The sequence below is a fragment of the Flavobacterium lipolyticum genome, from assembly GCF_020905335.1.
GTDB classification, from domain to species: Bacteria; Bacteroidota; Bacteroidia; order Flavobacteriales; family Flavobacteriaceae; genus Flavobacterium; species Flavobacterium lipolyticum.
Map to the genome: position 1 here is coordinate 199,833 of NZ_JAJJMN010000002.1, position 17,809 is coordinate 217,641.

The following is a 17,809-nucleotide window of genomic DNA, read 5'->3' on the forward strand; positions in this document are numbered from 1 at the left end:
CCAATTTTAGGTTTTATTAATTACACAAGTTGAATGATTTTCAAAGTAATAGCTTCTACTGAAAAGGATTAAAAAAAAATCTGCAAAATCTGCTAGATCTGCGTGTGAAAAAAAACAAATTCCCGCAGATCTGGCAGATTTTGCAGATTTTTTAATCGATTTAATCCTTTAAATCTGTGGCTATTATTTTTCAACACTTAGAATCTTTGTATTTAAATTAATTGCATTATTAAGGTTGATTATACCAACTGCTGTTTCCAGACCGGCAATTTTACCCCTTTAAAAACCAGCCATAAACTAAGTGACAATTCGGCAATTAAACAAGGCATTAATAAAATTATACTTGAAAGCTTCGGGATGAGAATTAAGAAGAAACTATTGGTAAGATAACAAATTCCCGCCAGGCTCATTAAAACTCCAATTGCCTTTGGTAAATAGCCCGACTTAAAGATCAGATAGCCTTCCAGTAAACAAACAAATCCAAAAAAGATCAATCCGATTCCGAAACCAAAATCGTGCAATTTGATCGAAAGATAAGATAAGGTGTGTAACTGCTCTGGACTGAAAGATTTTAAATATTGGGCATCACCCAGAAAAAATAAGGCTGCCAAAAGATTCAGTTTATTGGCGACTAAAACGGCAGTCTGGATTAAATTGAACGATAGATTTAAAAGAGCAAGTTTTCGGTTTACCGGTTTTAAAAGATAATAGAGAATAATCATGACCGGCAGATCGCAGATTTGCATAATAAGATCCGCTGTAATGCCAATTTTCCACAGAAATTGCGAATGCATAATATTTTGAGCAGTGGCAGTGGCATCTCCGGACACAAACAATTTGTTTCTGACAAATGTTTCTGCGAAGAATCCCATGACGATAATGACCAAATATAATATCCCGGCTATGCGTGCATAAAGCTGTGGTGAAGCTTCAAAATTTTTCAGGTTAGATTTCATTTTTTAGGTTTTGGTTTTTCGTAAGACGTCTGACACAGAACATTGTTACCGACTATTTTAACATTTTTTTATAATATCATTTTTTCTTCAGAATAAAGTAGTAATTTTAATACGTTATTTAAGAGGTGTTAATTTAAAATTGGGCACATGAAAAAAATATTACTGATGATAACCTTTTTGTATAGCAGTTTTTTAATAGGGCAGAGTGGAGTTTCTCCTGACAAAGTGGTCACACCCCCTGAAAAAGTAGTTTTTACTTTTCAGAAAGAATATCCCGGTAAAGTTCCGGTCTGGACCTTGAAATATGTTGGGGATGACGATGATGAAATTCGGTATGAAGCCAAGTTCAAAACAGATAAAAACACCAATGCATTGGCGATTTATGATAATTTGGGAGTTCTGAAAGCCTTTGAGTTACAAATTCCATTCAGTCAGCTGCCACAAAAAGCACAAACGTATCTGAAGAAAAATTATCCTGCCAGTGCCATTAAAGAATCGGCAGTAGTGGTAGACGATAAAAACAAAACCACTTACGAAGTTGGAATACAAAAAAATGCCAAATTCTATGACATTGTTTTTGATAAAAATGGAGGTTTTGACGTAATCATCGAGAAAGATTAAAACAGAATTCTTACTAATTCAATATACTCAGAATGACAAACCCGACAGGTTTTAAAAGCCTGTCGGTTTTTTTTTTTTGCTCTTTTAATGATCAATAAAGCCTGATAATTTATATAGGTTTTTTCTTTCTTTGTTATAAGTATCGGGTTTAATTATTTAGTAAATTTAAGGTATTATTCTTACTTTTATTAAATCAAATCGTTATGAAAAAGTTACTTTTAATGCCCGTATTTTTTACGCTAGTACTATTTTACTCCTGTAATCATGATGAAAATGTAAACACTGAAAAGGTATCAGAGAACAAGAATGAAGACCATCTAAAGACGATAGCCGTCACAGAATCGGTTGCTTTTTTAAAAGATTTTCAACAACAACAGTCTACCCAAAAAAACGCTAACTTTAACCTGACAATAGATTTCAAATCTATACAACAGATTGATATAACGGATACTGATGCTAAACTAACGGTTGTGAAGGCAGAGACAGGACTGGACAATGTAGATTCGAGTATTTTACAAATCAGGATCAATGGAGAATTGCAGACGGTACTTTTTAATTTAATTCCCGAAGAGGGATTCAATAATAAAAAAACGGGCAAGGTGATAGATCGCTATGACGAATTTAGCGGTGCTGTCGTCATCAGTGATTTGAAAGGAATCATCAAGAACAATTTTGTTTATAAATCCGGAAATTTGCTTGGAGAAGTAAAATCTCCGGGGCCTGATCCGATTCCGTTGAACAATGTTAATGTATATCCCAAACCTAAACCAAGTGATATTAGCCTTCCCTATATCATGCCGGGCTATCAATTTAGAGGAGAAGGCAGTCCGACCAATTATGCCAGTATGGGAGTGGCTTTTGCCACTTATTATACCACGGCAATGGTTAACGAAATTGAAAAAAGAATAACCGATAAAAACCTGACACCCTGCCAAAAAGCGGTGCTCGAAAAACTAAAAACCAACAAAAATGTTGATATCGCCAGAATGCTTGCGAGATTAGGAGCTAACAGTCCTTATACATTGAATATTACAACAGCTGATTTTGACGAGCCTGCTACTATCAGATATACACAAAAATCTCCTATATCAAGATTTGATTATACAATGATTATTAGCAGTAATTATACGGACAGAACTTCGTTATCACTGGCTGGAAACATCCTTCATGAAGTAGTGCATGCTTATTTTTTGAGTCTTCAGGATCAGGTCGCCGCTCAGGGGAGCTCTGTCGCGTTAACTGAATTTCCGGCTCTTTTTGAAGTATACGTGCAGCAAAAAGCTCCCACAGGAGCCTGGATGACCCCTAATTTACAGCACAAACAAATGGCCGAAACGTATGTCAATGCCATTGCGGCTGCCCTTCAGGAGTTTCAGACGGGTAATACGGCCGCGACTTCAATCCAACAGAAATACCTTGATTTGGCTTGGGGTGGTTTATACAAAACATCTGTGTTTGATAAAACTTTTCCGGAAGGATCGGCGGATAGAAGTCGAATTTTAAATAGACTTCATTGTGAACAACAGGGAGCTGATGCCCAAAATCATGGAGGAGAGAGACAATATCCTATCGGTTCAAAATGTGAGGATTATATAAAAAGTAAGTAGTTATGAAAAAAAAACTTTTTGTTCTATTAATGATGATTTGTGTTACTATAATGTATCCACAAGCAAACAAAGGTAAATACAATGCTATTAATGATTATCTCACAGTATTAGTAAAAGACACGACCAAAACTATAGTTATTGTTAAAGAAAAAATAAGTCCAAACGAAGCCTTGAGATTATTTTCAGGAGGAAAACTTAATAATATTCCTTTTAGCAGAGTAAATGGCATTGAGGAAAGGCTTGGAGGAATTTTAGAACCTCTTTATAAGGAAAATGATTTTCAGAAAATGCGTAAAAAATATCAAAACGATGCAAATGAAGGCAGGAGCTATTTTGCAAAGAACACAAGATGGAATTCAGCTGACTTTAAATTGAAAACTATCTTTTATGAGACTTTTGATACCATTATATTTAAAAGAGGGAAAGGTATACCTATTTACAGATACACTACACAAATGATTGCTTTATCTGAGCCTATGTATTACAAAGGAAGAAAATACTTAGTTATCGCTGTTGGAATTGGAGACACTACTCCTATTGGCTATCTTAATAATTATATTATCATAATGAAAAAGATAAATAACAAATGGCAGGTAATTCAGAGAGGTGAGAAATACTGGGTTGATTAAAATTGTGTGCTATGAAAAAGAAGTTTTTGATCCTATTATTTATATTGGGGCTTAATACAGTTTATCCACAATCAAAAAATGATAAATACGATGCTATTAATGGCCATTTGTCAGAATTAGTAAAAGATACTACCAAAACTGTTATGATAATTAAAGAAAAAATAAGTGCAAATCAAATTTTAAAACTTTTTGCTGAAGGAAAACTCAGTGATGCACCATTTAATCGAAAAAATGGCACACAAATAAGGGAAGCTGGGATTTTAGAACCTCTTTATGATGAAAATGATTTCCAGAAGATGCGAAAGAAATATCAGGATGATAAGAATGAGGGTAGATATGGATTTTCTAAAAACACAAATTGGGAGGCCTCAGATTTTAAACTAAAAAACATCTATATAGAACCACATGACACTATAATGTTTAAAAAAGAAAGAGCATTACCCTTATACAAATACGAAACATTACTAATTGCATTGTCTGATCCAATTTACTACAAAAATAGAGACTATTTGGTCATGGCAATAGCTATTCAAAAATCAAATCCTCTTTATTCCCCTAAATATTATGTTATTGTAATGAAAAAAACAAACAAAAAATGGCAAGAGATTCAAAGAGGTGAACAATATTGGTTTGATTAAATTGTGTGTTGTGAAAAAGAAATACTTTAATTCTGTTTGTTAAACCCAACAGATTTCTAAAATCTGTCGGGTTTAATTATAGATTCACAAAATAAAAATTACAAATTCATTCCGCCTGAAACCTCAATGCGTTGTGCATTTGCCCAGCATGCCTCTTCGGTACATAAAAAGGCAACTTCAAGTTTCAGGTTTCAAGTTTCAGGTTTTAGGTTTCAGGTTTCAGGTTTTAGGTTTTTAGTTTCAAGTTTCAAGTTTCAAGTTTCAAGTTTCAAGTTTCAAGTTTCAAGTTTCAAGTTTCAAGTTTCAGGTTTCAGGTTTCAGGTTTTCTACTCTTCACATCTCACATCTCACATCTCACATCTTGCATCTTGCATCTCACATCTCACATCTCCCAATAAACATTTAAAACAAAGTTCCCTGTATAAGTTCCGGCTGCGGATTACTGCCAAAAGGAAAAGAATCAATGACAAAAAACTGTTTTCTTACGGGATCTAATTCACGGAGAATAATTTCTTTACAGGAAAAATCCATTGCAATTGTGGTAAAAAGCTGTGATGCGACTTTAAGATTTTCAGCAGTTAGTTTTCTGCCGATAGAAATATGCGGATCACTGCTTTTTTTAAGGTTGGAAAGTAGTAACGCTTTCTGTGTCTTTTTCATGACAGGCTGTAAACTCTTTTTTGATTCTTCACTTGGAGCAATGAAAAAAGCACCGCTTTCGTACGAGTTAAAATCATCCAAATGTACCTGAAACGGAGTAAAGGTATCGCAAACATTAAAAAGCTTTTGCTTGAATTTATCCAGTTGAGAATCGTCAGTTGTAAACTCGCAAATCGTAATATGTGCCACCGAATTTTTACTGTTGAACCAGCCAATTTTAGTTGCCAGAAGTTCTTTCATGGTTTTGATGGCCTCAATTATTTCTGGTGAAGGATGAATGACAACTGAATATTTCTTTTCCATTTTAACGTTCGATTTTTGGCAAATTTAAAGAATTTGTTGGCATCTAAATCTTTCCTTTCAGATGCAATCGATATTCAATTTCTGATTTTAATAAACCGCTTCCTCCTCCAAAATGTTCAATTACTTCAACATCAGGCTGCTGTTTTAAACAAAAAGAAGTAAACTCTTTTTCGATATGATCTTCGATCCCCGAACTCAAAAGGACAATATCTATTTTGTGGTTCAGAAAATAATCCTGAGCCAGTTTTTCGTCATTAAAACCAACTGCATTCCAGTTTTCGTAAGCATTTACTAATCGGAGCAAAATCTCAAGAATGGCTTGGTTCTTTCCAAGCAGTAAGAATTCGTATGTTTTCATAGATAATAGTTTTTAGAATTCTTTCTAAGATGCTAAGGTGCTGCGCTACTAAGGTTCTAAGATTCCATAAGTTTAGTAACTTTAGGCCTTAATAGCTTAGAAAAAAAGTCTGTATTTTACAAATGTACTAGTAAAGAGCTTGTTGTAACTTAATCTAGAATAAGAAAACTTCGAAAATTTGTAAAACCTTAGCACCTTCGTGCCTTAGTATCTAAGCACCTTAGTTTCTTAGTCCCTTAAAAAAAAACAAAAGATTTTACAGCTGTAGTGCTTCAGATAGTCAGTGACTTAGCGTTTTTGGGAGGAAAAAGTTTTTCATAATGCGGAAAGCCGTAATGATTTCTCTAAAGTTGCTTGTAATTTCGCGCCATAATAACGGGTAATTATGCTGTGTTTACCTTTTTAGACCGCATAATAGGTTGTTATAATTAACTGTTTTTGGAGAAACAATTTTTTTAATTACAATGAAAATTAGACTTATTCATTTGATCGTGGATATAAGCTTTGTATGAATTTGCAGGATTACAAAAGAGTCTGATTTTTATAGGGTTTTTAGATTTGGTTATTGGGTTATCCGGATCTAAAGACCCTTTTTTTTATTCTTCCTACTACTATTATAAGTAGCCATTAATTTTAAGCCATTCTTCGCAATCTCGGGTCCAAAATTTACTAGTACTATTTAAGCCCAATCCAAAACCATGACCTCCTTTTTCATAAAGATGTAATTCAGCTGAAACCCCGTTTCGTTTAAGCGCCAGATAATAATTAATACTGTTCTCTGGTAAAACGGCTTTGTCGTCTGTGGCATGAATCAGGAAAGCGGGAGGAGTTTTTGAAGTAACTTTCTTTTCGTTAGAATAAAAATCACGTACTTCCTGTGAGGGATTATTCCCCAGTAAACTACTTTGCGAGCCTTTGTGTGTAATCTCATTTTGCATGGATATTACCGGATAAATTAAAAGTGAAAAATCCGGGCGTGCACTTGTTTTAGATTTTGTATCGTAAGTTATCTCGTCGTAATGTGTTGCCAGGGTTGAGGCTAAATGACCTCCGGCCGAGAAGCCAATAATCCCTATTTTGTTAACATCTATGCTGTATTTTGTTGCATTTTGCCTTACGTGACGTATAGCTTCCTGTGCGTCCTGTAATGGTCCGTTTTTTTTATCTTTCATGATTAGATCATTAGGTAATCGGTATTTGACAACAAAAGCTGCAATTCCCAGGCTATTGAGCCAGTTGGCGACTTTGGTGCCTTCTTTATCAATGGCTAAATGTTGGTATCCTCCTCCCGGAAAAATAAGAACAGCAGTTTGATTGGGTTTAGTTTGTTTAGGTAAAAAAACACTCAATGTTGGAACGGTAACTAAACGTGTACTCTGCACTTTTCCGTCTATAAAAGATTCATTTTCCTTGTATTCCGGAGCTTTTATTTCATCAGGGATTGTATTCCAGAGCGGTATAATTTCATTTTGTGCATGTATAGTAGTGTGCATGAAGGTGAATAAAAATAAGGTTAGAAGTAATTCTTTTACATTTTTCATGAATTATGGAAGTGTTTAAATGGGTTGAAAAAGTATTTCAAAACAAAGTTTTTCGGGATCTGTTTTACGCTTTTGTAAAAATGTAACAAATGACTTTTGCTTCGCAGACCTGATGATTAAGGTAAATTGATCAAAAGTGAAAGTTTTTTGGACAATTTTGATAGATAAAACGGTTAAGTTTGTAAAAATAGCTTTTAACAAATATATTACTTAAAATGTAATTTAAAGTATTTTTTTTTGAGCGATCTGTTTAATTATGTGTTGAAATTAAATTTTTATATAATTTATTTGGAATATAAAGATTTAAAACTATATTTGTGCAATCGATTACATTTATTTAATTTTGTTGCATTTAATTCATAGGTATTGTAATTTTTATATCGTGTTTGAACAGCAGATTAAATGAGCCGGAAAACTATCAACTTTATAATAAACCATTACCATGAACCAAACAGATGCAGTTATTATGACCCAATCCAAAAAATCTACAGGAAGTTATCGTTGGAGTATATGTGGATTGCTTTTTTTTGCAACCACTATCAACTATTTAGACAGACAGGTACTTTCTTTAACGTGGAGCGATTTTATCGCACCTGAGTTTCATTGGACTAATAATGACTACGGAAATATAACCGCCTTGTTTTCTATTTTTTACGCAGTTTCATTACTGTTTGCCGGTAGATTTGTAGATTGGATGGATACTAAACGAGGATTTCTGTGGGCCATTGGTATCTGGTCTTTTGGGGCTTGTCTTCACGCTTTTTGTGGCATTGCCACAGCCGGAATCATTACTGGGAACTGGTTTGTAGGTTTCGAGGGCGCCAAGGAGGCAATTCACCTTGTGAAAGACACCGGATTGGTCATTAATGTAAGTGTAACGCTGTTCATCTTTGCCCGTTTTGTTTTAGCAGTGGGTGAAGCAGGAAATTTTCCGGCCGCGATTAAAACGACGGCTGAATATTTTCCTAAAAAAGACAGAGCATTTTCTACCAGTATTTTCAATGCCGGCGCTACTGTTGGTGCTTTGGCAGCTCCTATATCTATTCCGTTTATCGCAGAATCTTTCGGATGGGAAATGGCCTTTATCATCATTGGTGCTTTAGGTTTTGTCTGGATGGGATTTTGGATTTTCATGTATGATAAGCCTGAAAAACACCCAAAAGTAAGTGCATCAGAATTAGAGTATATACAACAAGATGATATTATAGACAGCAAACTAAAAGGCTATGTGCCGGAAACCAAAGACAAAGTTTCTTTTGTCGATTGTTTTAAATACAAACAAACCTGGGCATTTGCTTTTGGGAAGTTTATGACCGATGGGGTATGGTGGTTTTTCTTATTCTGGACTCCGGCTTACCTAAGTTCGGTTTACGGTATGGATTCTACTGAGGCGGCTCTTCCTTTATTCGTTTTATATATGATAACCCTGCTGTCAATTATAGGAGGCTGGCTGCCAACCTATTTTGTTGAGAAGAAAGGAATGAACCCCTATGAAGGCAGAATGAGAGCAATGCTAATTTTTGCATTCTTTCCCTTGTTGGCCTTGATTGCACAGCCTTTAGGATACATCAGTTATTGGATTCCCGTTATTATTATTGGTATCGCAGGTGCAGCTCATCAATCATGGTCGGCTAATATTTTTACGACTGTAGGGGATATGTTTCCTAAAAAAGCAATTGCAACGATCACTGGTATTGGAGGTTTGGCCGGAGGCATTGGTTCTACTTTTATCAATAAAGGTTCTGGGATGCTGTTTGATTATGCTAAAGAAAGCAATATGTCATTTATGGGTTTTCACGGAATTGAAGCCGGATATTTTATCATTTTCTCTATTTGCGCTATTTGTTACCTGACAGGCTGGTCTGTAATGAAAATGTTAGTACCTAAATACAGTCCGATTACCAATCTTTAAGGATTACAGATAAAGAAACAATTATAAAAAAAGAATAAATTTTACAATCAATTATGGTTTTTAAGGATAAAAATTTAATTTTGTGCAATCGATTACATTAATTTAAAATTATGACAAAATATAGTTCAAGATACGCGTCAAGCCCGGAAGCTGTAAAAAAATATGACACTCAGGAATTGAGAAACGAATTCTTAATTGACGATTTAATGCAGGAAGATGAGATTGTGTTAACCTATTCTCATTATGACAGATATATAGCAGGATCGGCAGTTCCGTTGAAAGATCTTACTTTGGAAAGTATTGATCCGTTGAAAGCAGGTTACTTTCTGGAAAGAAGAGAAATGGGAATTATCAACGTAGGTGGCAAAGGGACTGTGATTGTTGAAGGAGTTTCTTTCGAATTAGCGTTTAAAGATGCTTTGTACATCGGAAGCGGTAATCAGGAAGTGATCTTTAAAAGTGATGATCCTAAAAATCCTGCAAAATATTATATCAATTCTGCTCCGGCACACAGCACATATCCAACCGTAAAGGTGAGTTTGGCAGAAGCAAACAAGCTGGAATTGGGAACTATGGAGACAGCTAATCACCGTACCGTAAATCAAATGATTATAGGAGGTGTTGTAACCACTTGTCAATTACAGATGGGAATGACGGAATTAAGACCCGGAAGTGTCTGGAACACCATGCCGGCACACGTACACGATCGCAGAATGGAAGTTTATTTTTATTTGGATATTCCCGAAAATCAGGCCGTTTGTCATTTTATGGGACAGCCTCAGGAAACGAGACACATTTGGATGAACAATCATCAGGCGGTTATTTCACCACCATGGTCGATTCATTCAGGATCCGGAACCAGTAATTATACTTTTATCTGGGGAATGGCGGGTGAGAATTTGGATTACGGAGATATGGATGTGTGTAAAATCACTGATTTAAGATAAAAAATATGGCAAACTCATTATTTGATATAAACGGAAAAGTTGCTCTGATTACAGGAAGTACACACGGACTGGGAATGGCAATGGCAAAAGGATTAGGAGAGGCGGGTGCGACAATTGTGGTAAACGGAAATTCTTCTCAGCAAAAAATTGATGATGCCGTAGCGGAACTTCAAAAAGAAGGGATTCATGCAGTGGGGTATAAGTTTAATGTAACGGACGAGATGGAAGTTATTGCTGCAGTTAAGAAAATTGAAAATGAAGTGGGCCCAATTGATATCCTGATTAACAATGCAGGGATTATTAAAAGAATTCCGCTGATTGAAATGGAGGTAGCCGATTTTAAAGAGGTTATTGATATTGATTTGGTGAGTCCGTTTATTGTATCAAAGCATGTGGTGAGAGGGATGATTGAAAGAAGGCAGGGAAAAATAATCAATATTTGTTCGATGATGAGCGAGTTGGGCCGTAGTACAGTAGGAGCTTATGCTGCTGCGAAAGGCGGTTTGAAAATGCTGACCAAAAATATGGCTACCGAATGGGCCAAACATAATGTTCAGATTAACGGAATTGGTCCGGGGTATTTTGCTACCGAACAGACCAAACCTATTAGAGTGGACGGGCATCCTTTTAATGATTTTATCATCAGTAGAACACCGGCTGCAAAATGGGGAGAAGCAAGTGATCTGGCCGGAGCGGCTATATTTTTATCTTCAAAAGCCAGCGATTTTGTGAACGGTCACATTTTGTATGTCGATGGTGGAATCTTAGCAACAATCGGAAAGCCATCAAACGAATAATTATTTCAATTACATTAAAAAAATCATGAGTTCAAATACCTTCATAAACGATAATTTTTTACTTGAAAATAAATTTGCAGAAGAGCTGTATCATAATTATTCCAAAAATCAGCCCATCATCGATTATCACAATCATTTGAATCCTCAGTTTATTGCTGAAGATAAAATTTTTGAAAACATTACACAGGTTTGGATCAATGGAGATCACTACAAATGGCGTGCGATGCGTACCTTAGGGATCAACGAGCAGTTTGTGACTGGAAACGCTCCTGACAAAGATAAGTTCTTAAACTGGGCCAAAACGGTTCCATATACTATGCGTAATCCTTTGTACCATTGGACGCACTTAGAGTTGGCGCGTTATTTTGATATTTATGATTTGCTGAATGAAAAATCGGCAGAGAAAATATACAAGGAAGCAACCGAGAAAATTAATTCTCCGGCTTACAGCACGCAAAATCTGCTTAAAAAAGTAAATGCTGAATTGGTTTGCACGACCGAAGATCCGATTGACAGTCTTGAGTTTCATCAAAAATTGGCAAAGAATCCAATTGGAACTAAAATGAGTACGGCCTTCAGACCTGATAAAGCGATCTTAATTTCCAATGATGGCTATAATGCCTATCTGGACAAATTAGGGGAGGTGTCCGGAGTTGCGATTCATACCTATACTGATTTGTGCAGTGTATTGCGAAACCGAATTGAGTTCTTTAATCAAAACGGCTGTAAACTTAGTGATCATGGTTTAGACCAGATTTACTTCGAAGAATTTACAGAGAATGAAATTAATAGCATCTTCAAAAAGAAAAGAGAAAACAGAATTTTAACTCCCGAAGAAGTTTTGAAGTTTCAAAGTGCTGTATTGTTATTCTTGTCCGAAACGTATCACGAGTTTGGATGGGTACAGCAATTTCACCTTGGAGCTTTGCGAAACAATAATGCCCGCATGCACCGAATTTTAGGACCTGACACGGGTTGGGATTCTATTGGTGATTATCCGCAGGCACAAAAACTATCCGGCTTTTTAAATGCCCTGGACAGTAAAGATAAATTGACGAAGACGATTATTTATAATCTAAATCCGGCCGATAACGAAGTGATGGCAACCATGATTGGAAATTTTAATGACGGAAGTGTCAGAGGGAAAGTTCAGTTTGGATCGGGATGGTGGTTTTTAGATCAGAAAGACGGAATGACAAAACAATTAAATGCTCTTTCAAACATGGGTTTAATCAGCTGTTTTGTGGGGATGCTGACAGACTCGAGAAGCTTTTTGTCTTTCCCAAGACATGAGTATTTCAGACGTATTTTATGTAATCTTTTAGGAGATGAAATCAAACGCGGAGAACTTCCAAATGATATGGAATGGATAGGGAAATTGGTTTCGGATATTTCCTATCATAATGCAAAAGAGTATTTTAAATTTTAAGTGAGAAGTTGGATGTTAGATGCCAGTCTCAGTTTTCAGTCTCAGTGTGAGACTAAGACTGAGAACTGAGACTGAGAACTGAGACTGAGAACTGAGACTGAGAACTGAGACTGAGAACTGAGACTGAGAACTGAGACTGAGAACTGAGACCGAAAACTGAGACTGAGAACTGAGACTGAGAACTGAGACCGAAAACTGAGACTGAGAATTTCTAACAATAAGTCTTAAAATTCATTTAATCATTATAATCTGTGGCAAAAAAATATAATATGAATAAAGTAGTTGCATTCGGGGAAATTATGTTGCGTCTTTCGACAGAGAGACACTTGCGGTTTTCGCAGGCAAAAGCATTTGGAGCGTCTTATGGAGGCGGTGAATTTAATGTTTGTGTGTCTTTGGCTAATTATGGTTTGAATGCCGAATTTGTAACAAGATTACCCGAGAATGAAATTGGTGCTTCGGCAGTAAAAGAAATGCGAAAAATGAATGTAGCGTCCGGAAATGTAGTTTACGGAGGAGAGCGTTTAGGGATCTATTTTCTGGAAACCGGTGCCGGAACACGAGGTAGTAATGTGGTTTATGATCGTGCACACAGTTCGATGGCAACTATCGAAAAAGGAATGATTGACTGGGAGAAAGTGCTTGAGGGAGCCAATTGGTTTCACTGGAGCGGGATCACACCGGCAATCTCCCAAAGTGCCGCTGAAGCCTGTTTAGAAGCAGTTAAAGCAGCTCATAAACTGGGAATTACAATTTCCTGCGATTTGAATTACCGATCAAAATTATGGCAATACGGAAAAACACCAAGTGAAGTAATGCCGGAGCTGCTGCAATACAGCAATGTTATTTTAGGAGATATTGATACCGCCTATTTTATGCTGGGAATTCCGAAAGTCAATCCGAATTATCAGGATGAGAAATCGCTTCCGGTTTTGTACAGCAAATTGTTTGATTTGATTCCGGGTTTAAAAATAGCAGCAACAACCCTTAGATATTCCGTAAGTGCGTCACATCAAAGAATAGGAGGGGTTTTATTTGACGGTAAAGCCATTTATCAGGCAGCCGTAAAAGAAGTGACTCCTGTTGTAGATCGTGTTGGAAGTGGGGATGCTTTCATGGGAGGTTTAATTTACGGATTACAGGAATATCAAAACAACAATCAAAGAGCTTTAGATTTTGCTGTGGCTGCTTGTTGTTTAAAACATACCATTGCCGGAGATTATAATCTGGTAACCTTAAAAGAAGTTGAAAATATGATAGATGGTGGTGCTACCGGATTAGTATCTAGATAATTGATTTAAATATGGCAAAATATTCAAGAATTGAAGTGGCATTAACGATGAAAGAGAACGGAATGGTTCCGTTATTTTTTCATTCAGATATCGAAATAAGTAAAAAAGTGCTAAAAGCCTGCTATGATGGTGGCGCAAGATTAATGGAGTTTACCAGCAGAGGAGATTTTGCCCATGAAGTTTTCGGAGCATTAAACAAGTATGCTTTGGCAGAATTACCGGGAATGATGCTTGGTGTTGGTTCTATTACTGATGCGGCTTCAGCATCCTTGTACATGAGCTTGGGAGCGAATTTTATTGTGACTCCGGTTTTTAGAGAAGATATTGCAATTGCCTGTAATCGACGAAAAGTACTTTGGTCTCCGGGCTGCGGAACACTTACCGAAATCGCAAGAGCCGAAGAATTAGGCTGTGAAATTGTAAAATTGTTTCCGGGTGATATTTACGGACCTGAATTTATCAAAGCTATAAAAGGCCCATGTCCGTGGACGAATATTATGCCAACAGGTGGAGTTTTGCCAACAGTTGATAGTCTGACTTCGTGGTTTAGTGCGGGAGCAACCTGCGTGGGAATTGGATCACAGTTAATTTCAAAAGAGATATTAGAGCAACAGGATTATGACGGATTAAAAACAAAAGTTAGTCAGGTTCTGGATATTATAAAAAGTATTAAAAATAAATAAGGGTAATCATATAGGTCCTTATTTAACATGCGTTTTTTTTAGATTTTAGAAATTGTAATTGAGCATTACGCTTGATAAATGAATCTTGTGAGTCCTCACAGCAAGATTTGTTTTCCTCACACAAGTGTAATGTTTCTTTTACAGTGAGAGGAAATAATCAGAGATAAATAAGGTATTAAACGTGATTATTGATAACACTTTAAGAGAAAAAGTAATGGAAAAATTAAACAGAGTGAGCTCAGGGCTTTCAGAAAAACTTCCTATAAAAATAGTTCAATTTGGAGAAGGTAACTTTTTAAGAGCCTTTGTAGAATATGCTTTTCAAAAATTAAATCAGGAAGCTGGTTTTAATGCAGGAATTGCCGTAGTACAGCCTATCGACAGAGGTTTGGTGAACATGATTAATGCTCAGGACGGATTGTATACCTTATTCATGAAAGGAGTTAAAAAAGGAGAAGAGATTCAGGAAAAAGAATTGATTTCCAATATCGTAAAAGCAATTGATCCTTATGCATCTTTTCAGGAGTATCTGGCTTTGGCCAGAGAAGAAGAATTGGCTTTTATCATTTCAAATACAACCGAAGCAGGTATAGAATACATCGAATCCGATCAGTTGAGTATGCAGCCTCCGGTTTCCTTTCCGGCTAAATTAACGGTGCTTTTATATGAGAGATTCAAGCATTTTAAAGGAGCGGCAGATAAAGCATTAACGATTATTCCTTGCGAATTAATCAATTACAATTCAGATACTTTAAAAGAAATTATTTTAAAATATTGTGCTGATTGGAAATTAGAAAATGAATTTGTTTTCTGGTTGACAACTAGTTGTTCTTTTCATAATACATTAGTAGACAGAATTGTACCGGGCTATCCGAAAGACCAAATTGAAGAGTACAACAGTCAGTTGGATTATAAAGACGATTTGATTGTAAGTGCCGAAAGTTTCTTTTTGTGGGTAATTGAAGGAGATGATAAACTGAAAGCAAAACTTCCGTTTGAAAAAACAGCGCTGGATGTAAAAATCGTAGCCGACATGCAGCCGTATCGTACACGTAAAGTGAGAATTCTTAATGGAGCACATACTGCTATGGTTCCTTTCTCAATGCTTTATGGCAACGAGACTGTAAAAGAAACCGTTGATAATGCTTTTACCGGTGATTTTGTAAACAAAGCTGTTTTTGAAGAGATCAATGAAACGCTGAACATGGATAAAGCAGAATTGGCGAGTTTCTCTGAAGAAATTCTGGACCGTTTTAGAAACCCGTTTATCAAGCATTTACTGTCTTCAATTGCATTAAACTCGATTTCAAAATTTAAAGTGCGCGTATTACCTAGTTTAACGGGATATGTAGATATTCATCAAAAACTTCCGGTTCATTTAACGTTTGCTTTTGCTGCTTTGATCCGTTTTTACAAAGGAAGTTGGAAGGGTGAGGTTTTACCAATTAATGATAGTGAGGATATTGTTTCTTTTTTTGAAAGTCTTTGGAAATCGGATGATTATGAAAAAATAGCACGATTGACTTTGCAGAATAAAAGCTTCTGGGACGAAGATTTAACACTGGTGCCGGGATTAACAAAAGCAATTACAGCCGCATTGGAAGAAATTGATGCAAACGGAATTGAAAATGGTTTTACCAATTTTCAAAAACAAATAAATAATATAACTCAGAAAGTTTAGTTATGGCAACGCAAAAAAAATTAATAAAAGTTCATCCTACAGATAATGTAGCAGTAGCTTTGGTAAATCTTTCAGCAGGTGAGGTGATTGATTTTGAAGGTTCGGCTGTTACTGTTGAGAGTGATGTGAAGATGAAGCATAAAATCGCGATGGTTCCTTTTAACACAGGAGACAGGATTATTATGTATGGAGTTCTGGTAGGAAAGGCGAGTGCTAAAATTGAAAAAGGAGGTTTGCTTTCTACGGCTAACGTAAAACACGAAAGTGATAAAGTAACCGGAAAAACAGAAACGATTGGCTGGACGGCTCCCAATATTGAGAAGTGGAAAGACAGAACTTTCATGGGTTATCACAGAGAAGACGGACAAGTTGGAACCGAGAATGTATGGCTGTTTTTTCCGTTAGTATTTTGCGAAAACAGAAACATCGAAATTCTAAAAGATATTTTCGAAAAAGAATTAATGAAGCCCAAAGAGAACGATTATCAATTGTTACTTCGTTCTTTGGTTAAATCAGAAACCGGTGGAGCCGGAAATGAAGCCGCTTCAAACGATGCCAATTTATTCAATAACATTGAAGTAAAATTCATCACACATCAAGGTGGTTGTGGAGGTATTCGTCAGGATTCGCATAGTCTGGCTAAATTATTGGCAGGATATGTAAACAATCCAAACGTGGCCGGAGCAACTGTATTGAGTCTGGGTTGTCAGAACCTGCAAATTCAAATCTTTAAAGATGCTTTAGATGCGATAAATCCAAACAGTAAAAAACCGGTTTTGATTTACGATCAACAGCAAATCGGGACAATCGAAGCCATGCTGAGCAGTGTGGTAAAAGATACGTTTGAAGCCATTAAAAAAGCAAACGAAGTACAAAGAACTCCGGCACCTTTATCCAAACTAAAAATAGGTTTAGAGTGTGGTGGATCTGATGGATTCTCCGGAATTTCGGCTAACCCGACATTAGGGGTGACTTCAGATTTACTGGCTGCTTTAGGAGGAACTACAATACTTTCAGAGTTTCCGGAATTGTGTGGAGTAGAGCAGGAATTAGTCAACCGCTGTGTAGAAGAGGAAAGTGGAGAACGCTTTTTAGAATTAATGAAATGGTATGAAAAAACCGTGGTAGATGCCGGTTCAGGTTTTGATATGAATCCTTCTCCGGGTAATATCAAAGACGGATTAATTACCGATGCCATGAAATCAGCAGGAGCCGCTAAAAAAGGAGGGACATCACCAATTACCGGTGTTTTCGACTATGGTGAATACATTTCGAAACCGGGATTAACGCTGCTTTGTACCCCTGGAAATGATGTGGAGTGTACAACGGCAATGGTAGGTTCGGGAGCCAATATGGTATTGTTTACCACTGGTTTAGGTACTCCGACAGGAAATCCGATTGCACCTGTAGTGAAAATTTCGTCTAACACCGACCTGGCTAAAAAGATGTCCGATATTATTGATATTGACACTGGCGGTATTATCACAGGAGAAAAATCCATCGACGAAATGGCTGATGAAATGTTGGAGTTTATCATCGATGTTGCCAGCGGCACGATTAAAACTAAGGCGGCAATCTTAAATCAAAACGATTTTATTCCCTGGAAGAGAGGGGTTTCACTTTAAGTTTATTTAAATTGGATTTATAAATGATAAAAAAAAGAACCCTAAAATCAATAAATGAATTGATTTTTAGGGTTTTATTGTTTTTTTTAGCAATATTTATAGTAATCCATCCAGCTTGTCATTTCGACCG

16 protein-coding genes are annotated in these 17,809 nt (G+C 36.3%); 12 read left to right on the forward strand and 4 right to left on the reverse strand.

Features of this window, described 5'->3' with window-relative positions:
• Positions 1-239: 239 nt before the first annotated feature.
• Positions 240-956, reverse strand: coding sequence for a DUF4386 domain-containing protein (locus LNQ34_RS17720; RefSeq protein ID WP_230000679.1), 717 nt, complete (start codon positions 954-956; stop codon positions 240-242).
• Positions 957-1,103: 147 nt separating this feature from the next.
• Here LNQ34_RS17720 and LNQ34_RS17725 point away from each other — a divergent pair, with 147 nt between their 5' ends.
• The 4 genes from LNQ34_RS17725 (at position 1,104) to LNQ34_RS17740 (ending at position 4,451) form a co-directional block, all read left to right on the forward strand.
• Positions 1,104-1,577: a hypothetical protein gene (locus tag LNQ34_RS17725; protein ID WP_230000680.1), complete on the forward strand. Its 474-nt coding sequence runs from the start codon at positions 1,104-1,106 to the stop codon at positions 1,575-1,577.
• Positions 1,578-1,780: 203 nt separating this feature from the next.
• Complete coding sequence (locus LNQ34_RS17730) at positions 1,781-3,184, forward strand: hypothetical protein (RefSeq protein WP_230000681.1); 1,404 nt, start codon at positions 1,781-1,783, stop codon at positions 3,182-3,184.
• 2 nt (positions 3,185-3,186) lie between these two features.
• Positions 3,187-3,813 carry a hypothetical protein gene (locus LNQ34_RS17735; RefSeq protein ID WP_230000682.1) on the forward strand — a complete coding sequence of 209 codons (627 nt, stop codon included), beginning with the start codon at positions 3,187-3,189 and terminating at the stop codon, positions 3,811-3,813.
• An 11-nt stretch (positions 3,814-3,824) separates the two neighbouring features.
• Positions 3,825-4,451 carry a hypothetical protein gene (locus tag LNQ34_RS17740; RefSeq protein ID WP_230000683.1) on the forward strand — a complete coding sequence of 209 codons (627 nt, stop codon included), beginning with the start codon at positions 3,825-3,827 and terminating at the stop codon, positions 4,449-4,451.
• Between the two features lie 402 nt (positions 4,452-4,853).
• On the opposite strand, the gene LNQ34_RS17745 is transcribed toward LNQ34_RS17740, so the two are convergent.
• From LNQ34_RS17745 to LNQ34_RS17755, 3 genes are all read right to left on the reverse strand, one after another.
• Complete coding sequence (locus LNQ34_RS17745; protein ID WP_230000684.1) at positions 4,854-5,414, reverse strand: 2'-5' RNA ligase family protein; 561 nt, start codon at positions 5,412-5,414, stop codon at positions 4,854-4,856.
• A 43-nt stretch (positions 5,415-5,457) separates the two neighbouring features.
• A complete protein-coding gene (locus tag LNQ34_RS17750) occupies positions 5,458-5,772 on the reverse strand; it encodes a hypothetical protein (protein WP_017495605.1) in 315 nt (104 codons plus the stop codon).
• A gap of 614 nt (positions 5,773-6,386) precedes the next feature.
• Positions 6,387-7,313: an alpha/beta hydrolase gene (locus tag LNQ34_RS17755; RefSeq protein WP_230000685.1), complete on the reverse strand. Its 927-nt coding sequence runs from the start codon at positions 7,311-7,313 to the stop codon at positions 6,387-6,389.
• A gap of 442 nt (positions 7,314-7,755) precedes the next feature.
• On the opposite strand from LNQ34_RS17755, the gene LNQ34_RS17760 reads away from it, so the two are divergent.
• The 8 genes from LNQ34_RS17760 (at position 7,756) to LNQ34_RS17795 (ending at position 17,679) form a co-directional block, all read left to right on the forward strand.
• Positions 7,756-9,225 (forward strand): MFS transporter, encoded by a 1,470-nt coding sequence (locus tag LNQ34_RS17760; protein ID WP_202704158.1) that lies wholly within the window; start codon positions 7,756-7,758, stop codon positions 9,223-9,225.
• A 110-nt stretch (positions 9,226-9,335) separates the two neighbouring features.
• Positions 9,336-10,172 carry a 5-dehydro-4-deoxy-D-glucuronate isomerase gene (kduI, locus tag LNQ34_RS17765; RefSeq protein WP_202704159.1) on the forward strand — a complete coding sequence of 279 codons (837 nt, stop codon included), beginning with the start codon at positions 9,336-9,338 and terminating at the stop codon, positions 10,170-10,172.
• A 5-nt stretch (positions 10,173-10,177) separates the two neighbouring features.
• Positions 10,178-10,969: a gluconate 5-dehydrogenase gene (locus tag LNQ34_RS17770; protein ID WP_230000686.1), complete on the forward strand. Its 792-nt coding sequence runs from the start codon at positions 10,178-10,180 to the stop codon at positions 10,967-10,969.
• 25 nt (positions 10,970-10,994) lie between these two features.
• Positions 10,995-12,398 (forward strand): glucuronate isomerase, encoded by a 1,404-nt coding sequence (gene uxaC / locus LNQ34_RS17775; protein ID WP_230000687.1) that lies wholly within the window; start codon positions 10,995-10,997, stop codon positions 12,396-12,398.
• Between the two features lie 269 nt (positions 12,399-12,667).
• Positions 12,668-13,690 (forward strand): sugar kinase, encoded by a 1,023-nt coding sequence (locus LNQ34_RS17780; RefSeq protein ID WP_230000688.1) that lies wholly within the window; start codon positions 12,668-12,670, stop codon positions 13,688-13,690.
• Between the two features lie 11 nt (positions 13,691-13,701).
• The gene (locus LNQ34_RS17785) at positions 13,702-14,373 is read left to right on the forward strand and encodes a bifunctional 4-hydroxy-2-oxoglutarate aldolase/2-dehydro-3-deoxy-phosphogluconate aldolase (protein ID WP_089078412.1); all 672 of its coding nucleotides are present in this window, start codon (positions 13,702-13,704) and stop codon (positions 14,371-14,373) included.
• Positions 14,374-14,587: 214 nt separating this feature from the next.
• On the forward strand, positions 14,588-16,054 hold the full coding sequence (locus LNQ34_RS17790) for a tagaturonate reductase (protein ID WP_230000689.1): 1,467 nt from the start codon (positions 14,588-14,590) through the stop codon (positions 16,052-16,054).
• A gap of 2 nt (positions 16,055-16,056) precedes the next feature.
• Complete coding sequence (locus tag LNQ34_RS17795) at positions 16,057-17,679, forward strand: UxaA family hydrolase (RefSeq protein ID WP_017495614.1); 1,623 nt, start codon at positions 16,057-16,059, stop codon at positions 17,677-17,679.
• The last annotated feature ends 130 nt before the right edge of the window (positions 17,680-17,809 follow it).

Bases quoted from the DNA above. Each gene is read 5' to 3' on its own strand.
- LNQ34_RS17735 (WP_230000682.1), top strand. From the start codon at position 3,187: ATGAAAAAAAAACTTTTTGTTCTATTAATGATGATTTGTGTTACTATA.
- LNQ34_RS17795 (WP_017495614.1), top strand. From the start codon at position 16,057: ATGGCAACGCAAAAAAAATTAATAAAAGTTCATCCTACAGATAATGTA.
- LNQ34_RS17755 (WP_230000685.1), bottom strand. From the start codon at position 7,313: ATGAAAAATGTAAAAGAATTACTTCTAACCTTATTTTTATTCACCTTC.
- LNQ34_RS17790 (WP_230000689.1), top strand. From the start codon at position 14,588: ATGGAAAAATTAAACAGAGTGAGCTCAGGGCTTTCAGAAAAACTTCCT.
- LNQ34_RS17725 (WP_230000680.1), top strand. From the start codon at position 1,104: ATGAAAAAAATATTACTGATGATAACCTTTTTGTATAGCAGTTTTTTA.
- LNQ34_RS17720 (WP_230000679.1), bottom strand. From the start codon at position 956: ATGAAATCTAACCTGAAAAATTTTGAAGCTTCACCACAGCTTTATGCA.
- LNQ34_RS17760 (WP_202704158.1), top strand. From the start codon at position 7,756: ATGAACCAAACAGATGCAGTTATTATGACCCAATCCAAAAAATCTACA.
- LNQ34_RS17730 (WP_230000681.1), top strand. From the start codon at position 1,781: ATGAAAAAGTTACTTTTAATGCCCGTATTTTTTACGCTAGTACTATTT.
- LNQ34_RS17740 (WP_230000683.1), top strand. From the start codon at position 3,825: ATGAAAAAGAAGTTTTTGATCCTATTATTTATATTGGGGCTTAATACA.
- kduI (WP_202704159.1), top strand. From the start codon at position 9,336: ATGACAAAATATAGTTCAAGATACGCGTCAAGCCCGGAAGCTGTAAAA.
- uxaC (WP_230000687.1), top strand. From the start codon at position 10,995: ATGAGTTCAAATACCTTCATAAACGATAATTTTTTACTTGAAAATAAA.
- LNQ34_RS17745 (WP_230000684.1), bottom strand. From the start codon at position 5,414: ATGGAAAAGAAATATTCAGTTGTCATTCATCCTTCACCAGAAATAATT.
- LNQ34_RS17785 (WP_089078412.1), top strand. From the start codon at position 13,702: ATGGCAAAATATTCAAGAATTGAAGTGGCATTAACGATGAAAGAGAAC.
- LNQ34_RS17750 (WP_017495605.1), bottom strand. From the start codon at position 5,772: ATGAAAACATACGAATTCTTACTGCTTGGAAAGAACCAAGCCATTCTT.
- LNQ34_RS17780 (WP_230000688.1), top strand. From the start codon at position 12,668: ATGAATAAAGTAGTTGCATTCGGGGAAATTATGTTGCGTCTTTCGACA.
- LNQ34_RS17770 (WP_230000686.1), top strand. From the start codon at position 10,178: ATGGCAAACTCATTATTTGATATAAACGGAAAAGTTGCTCTGATTACA.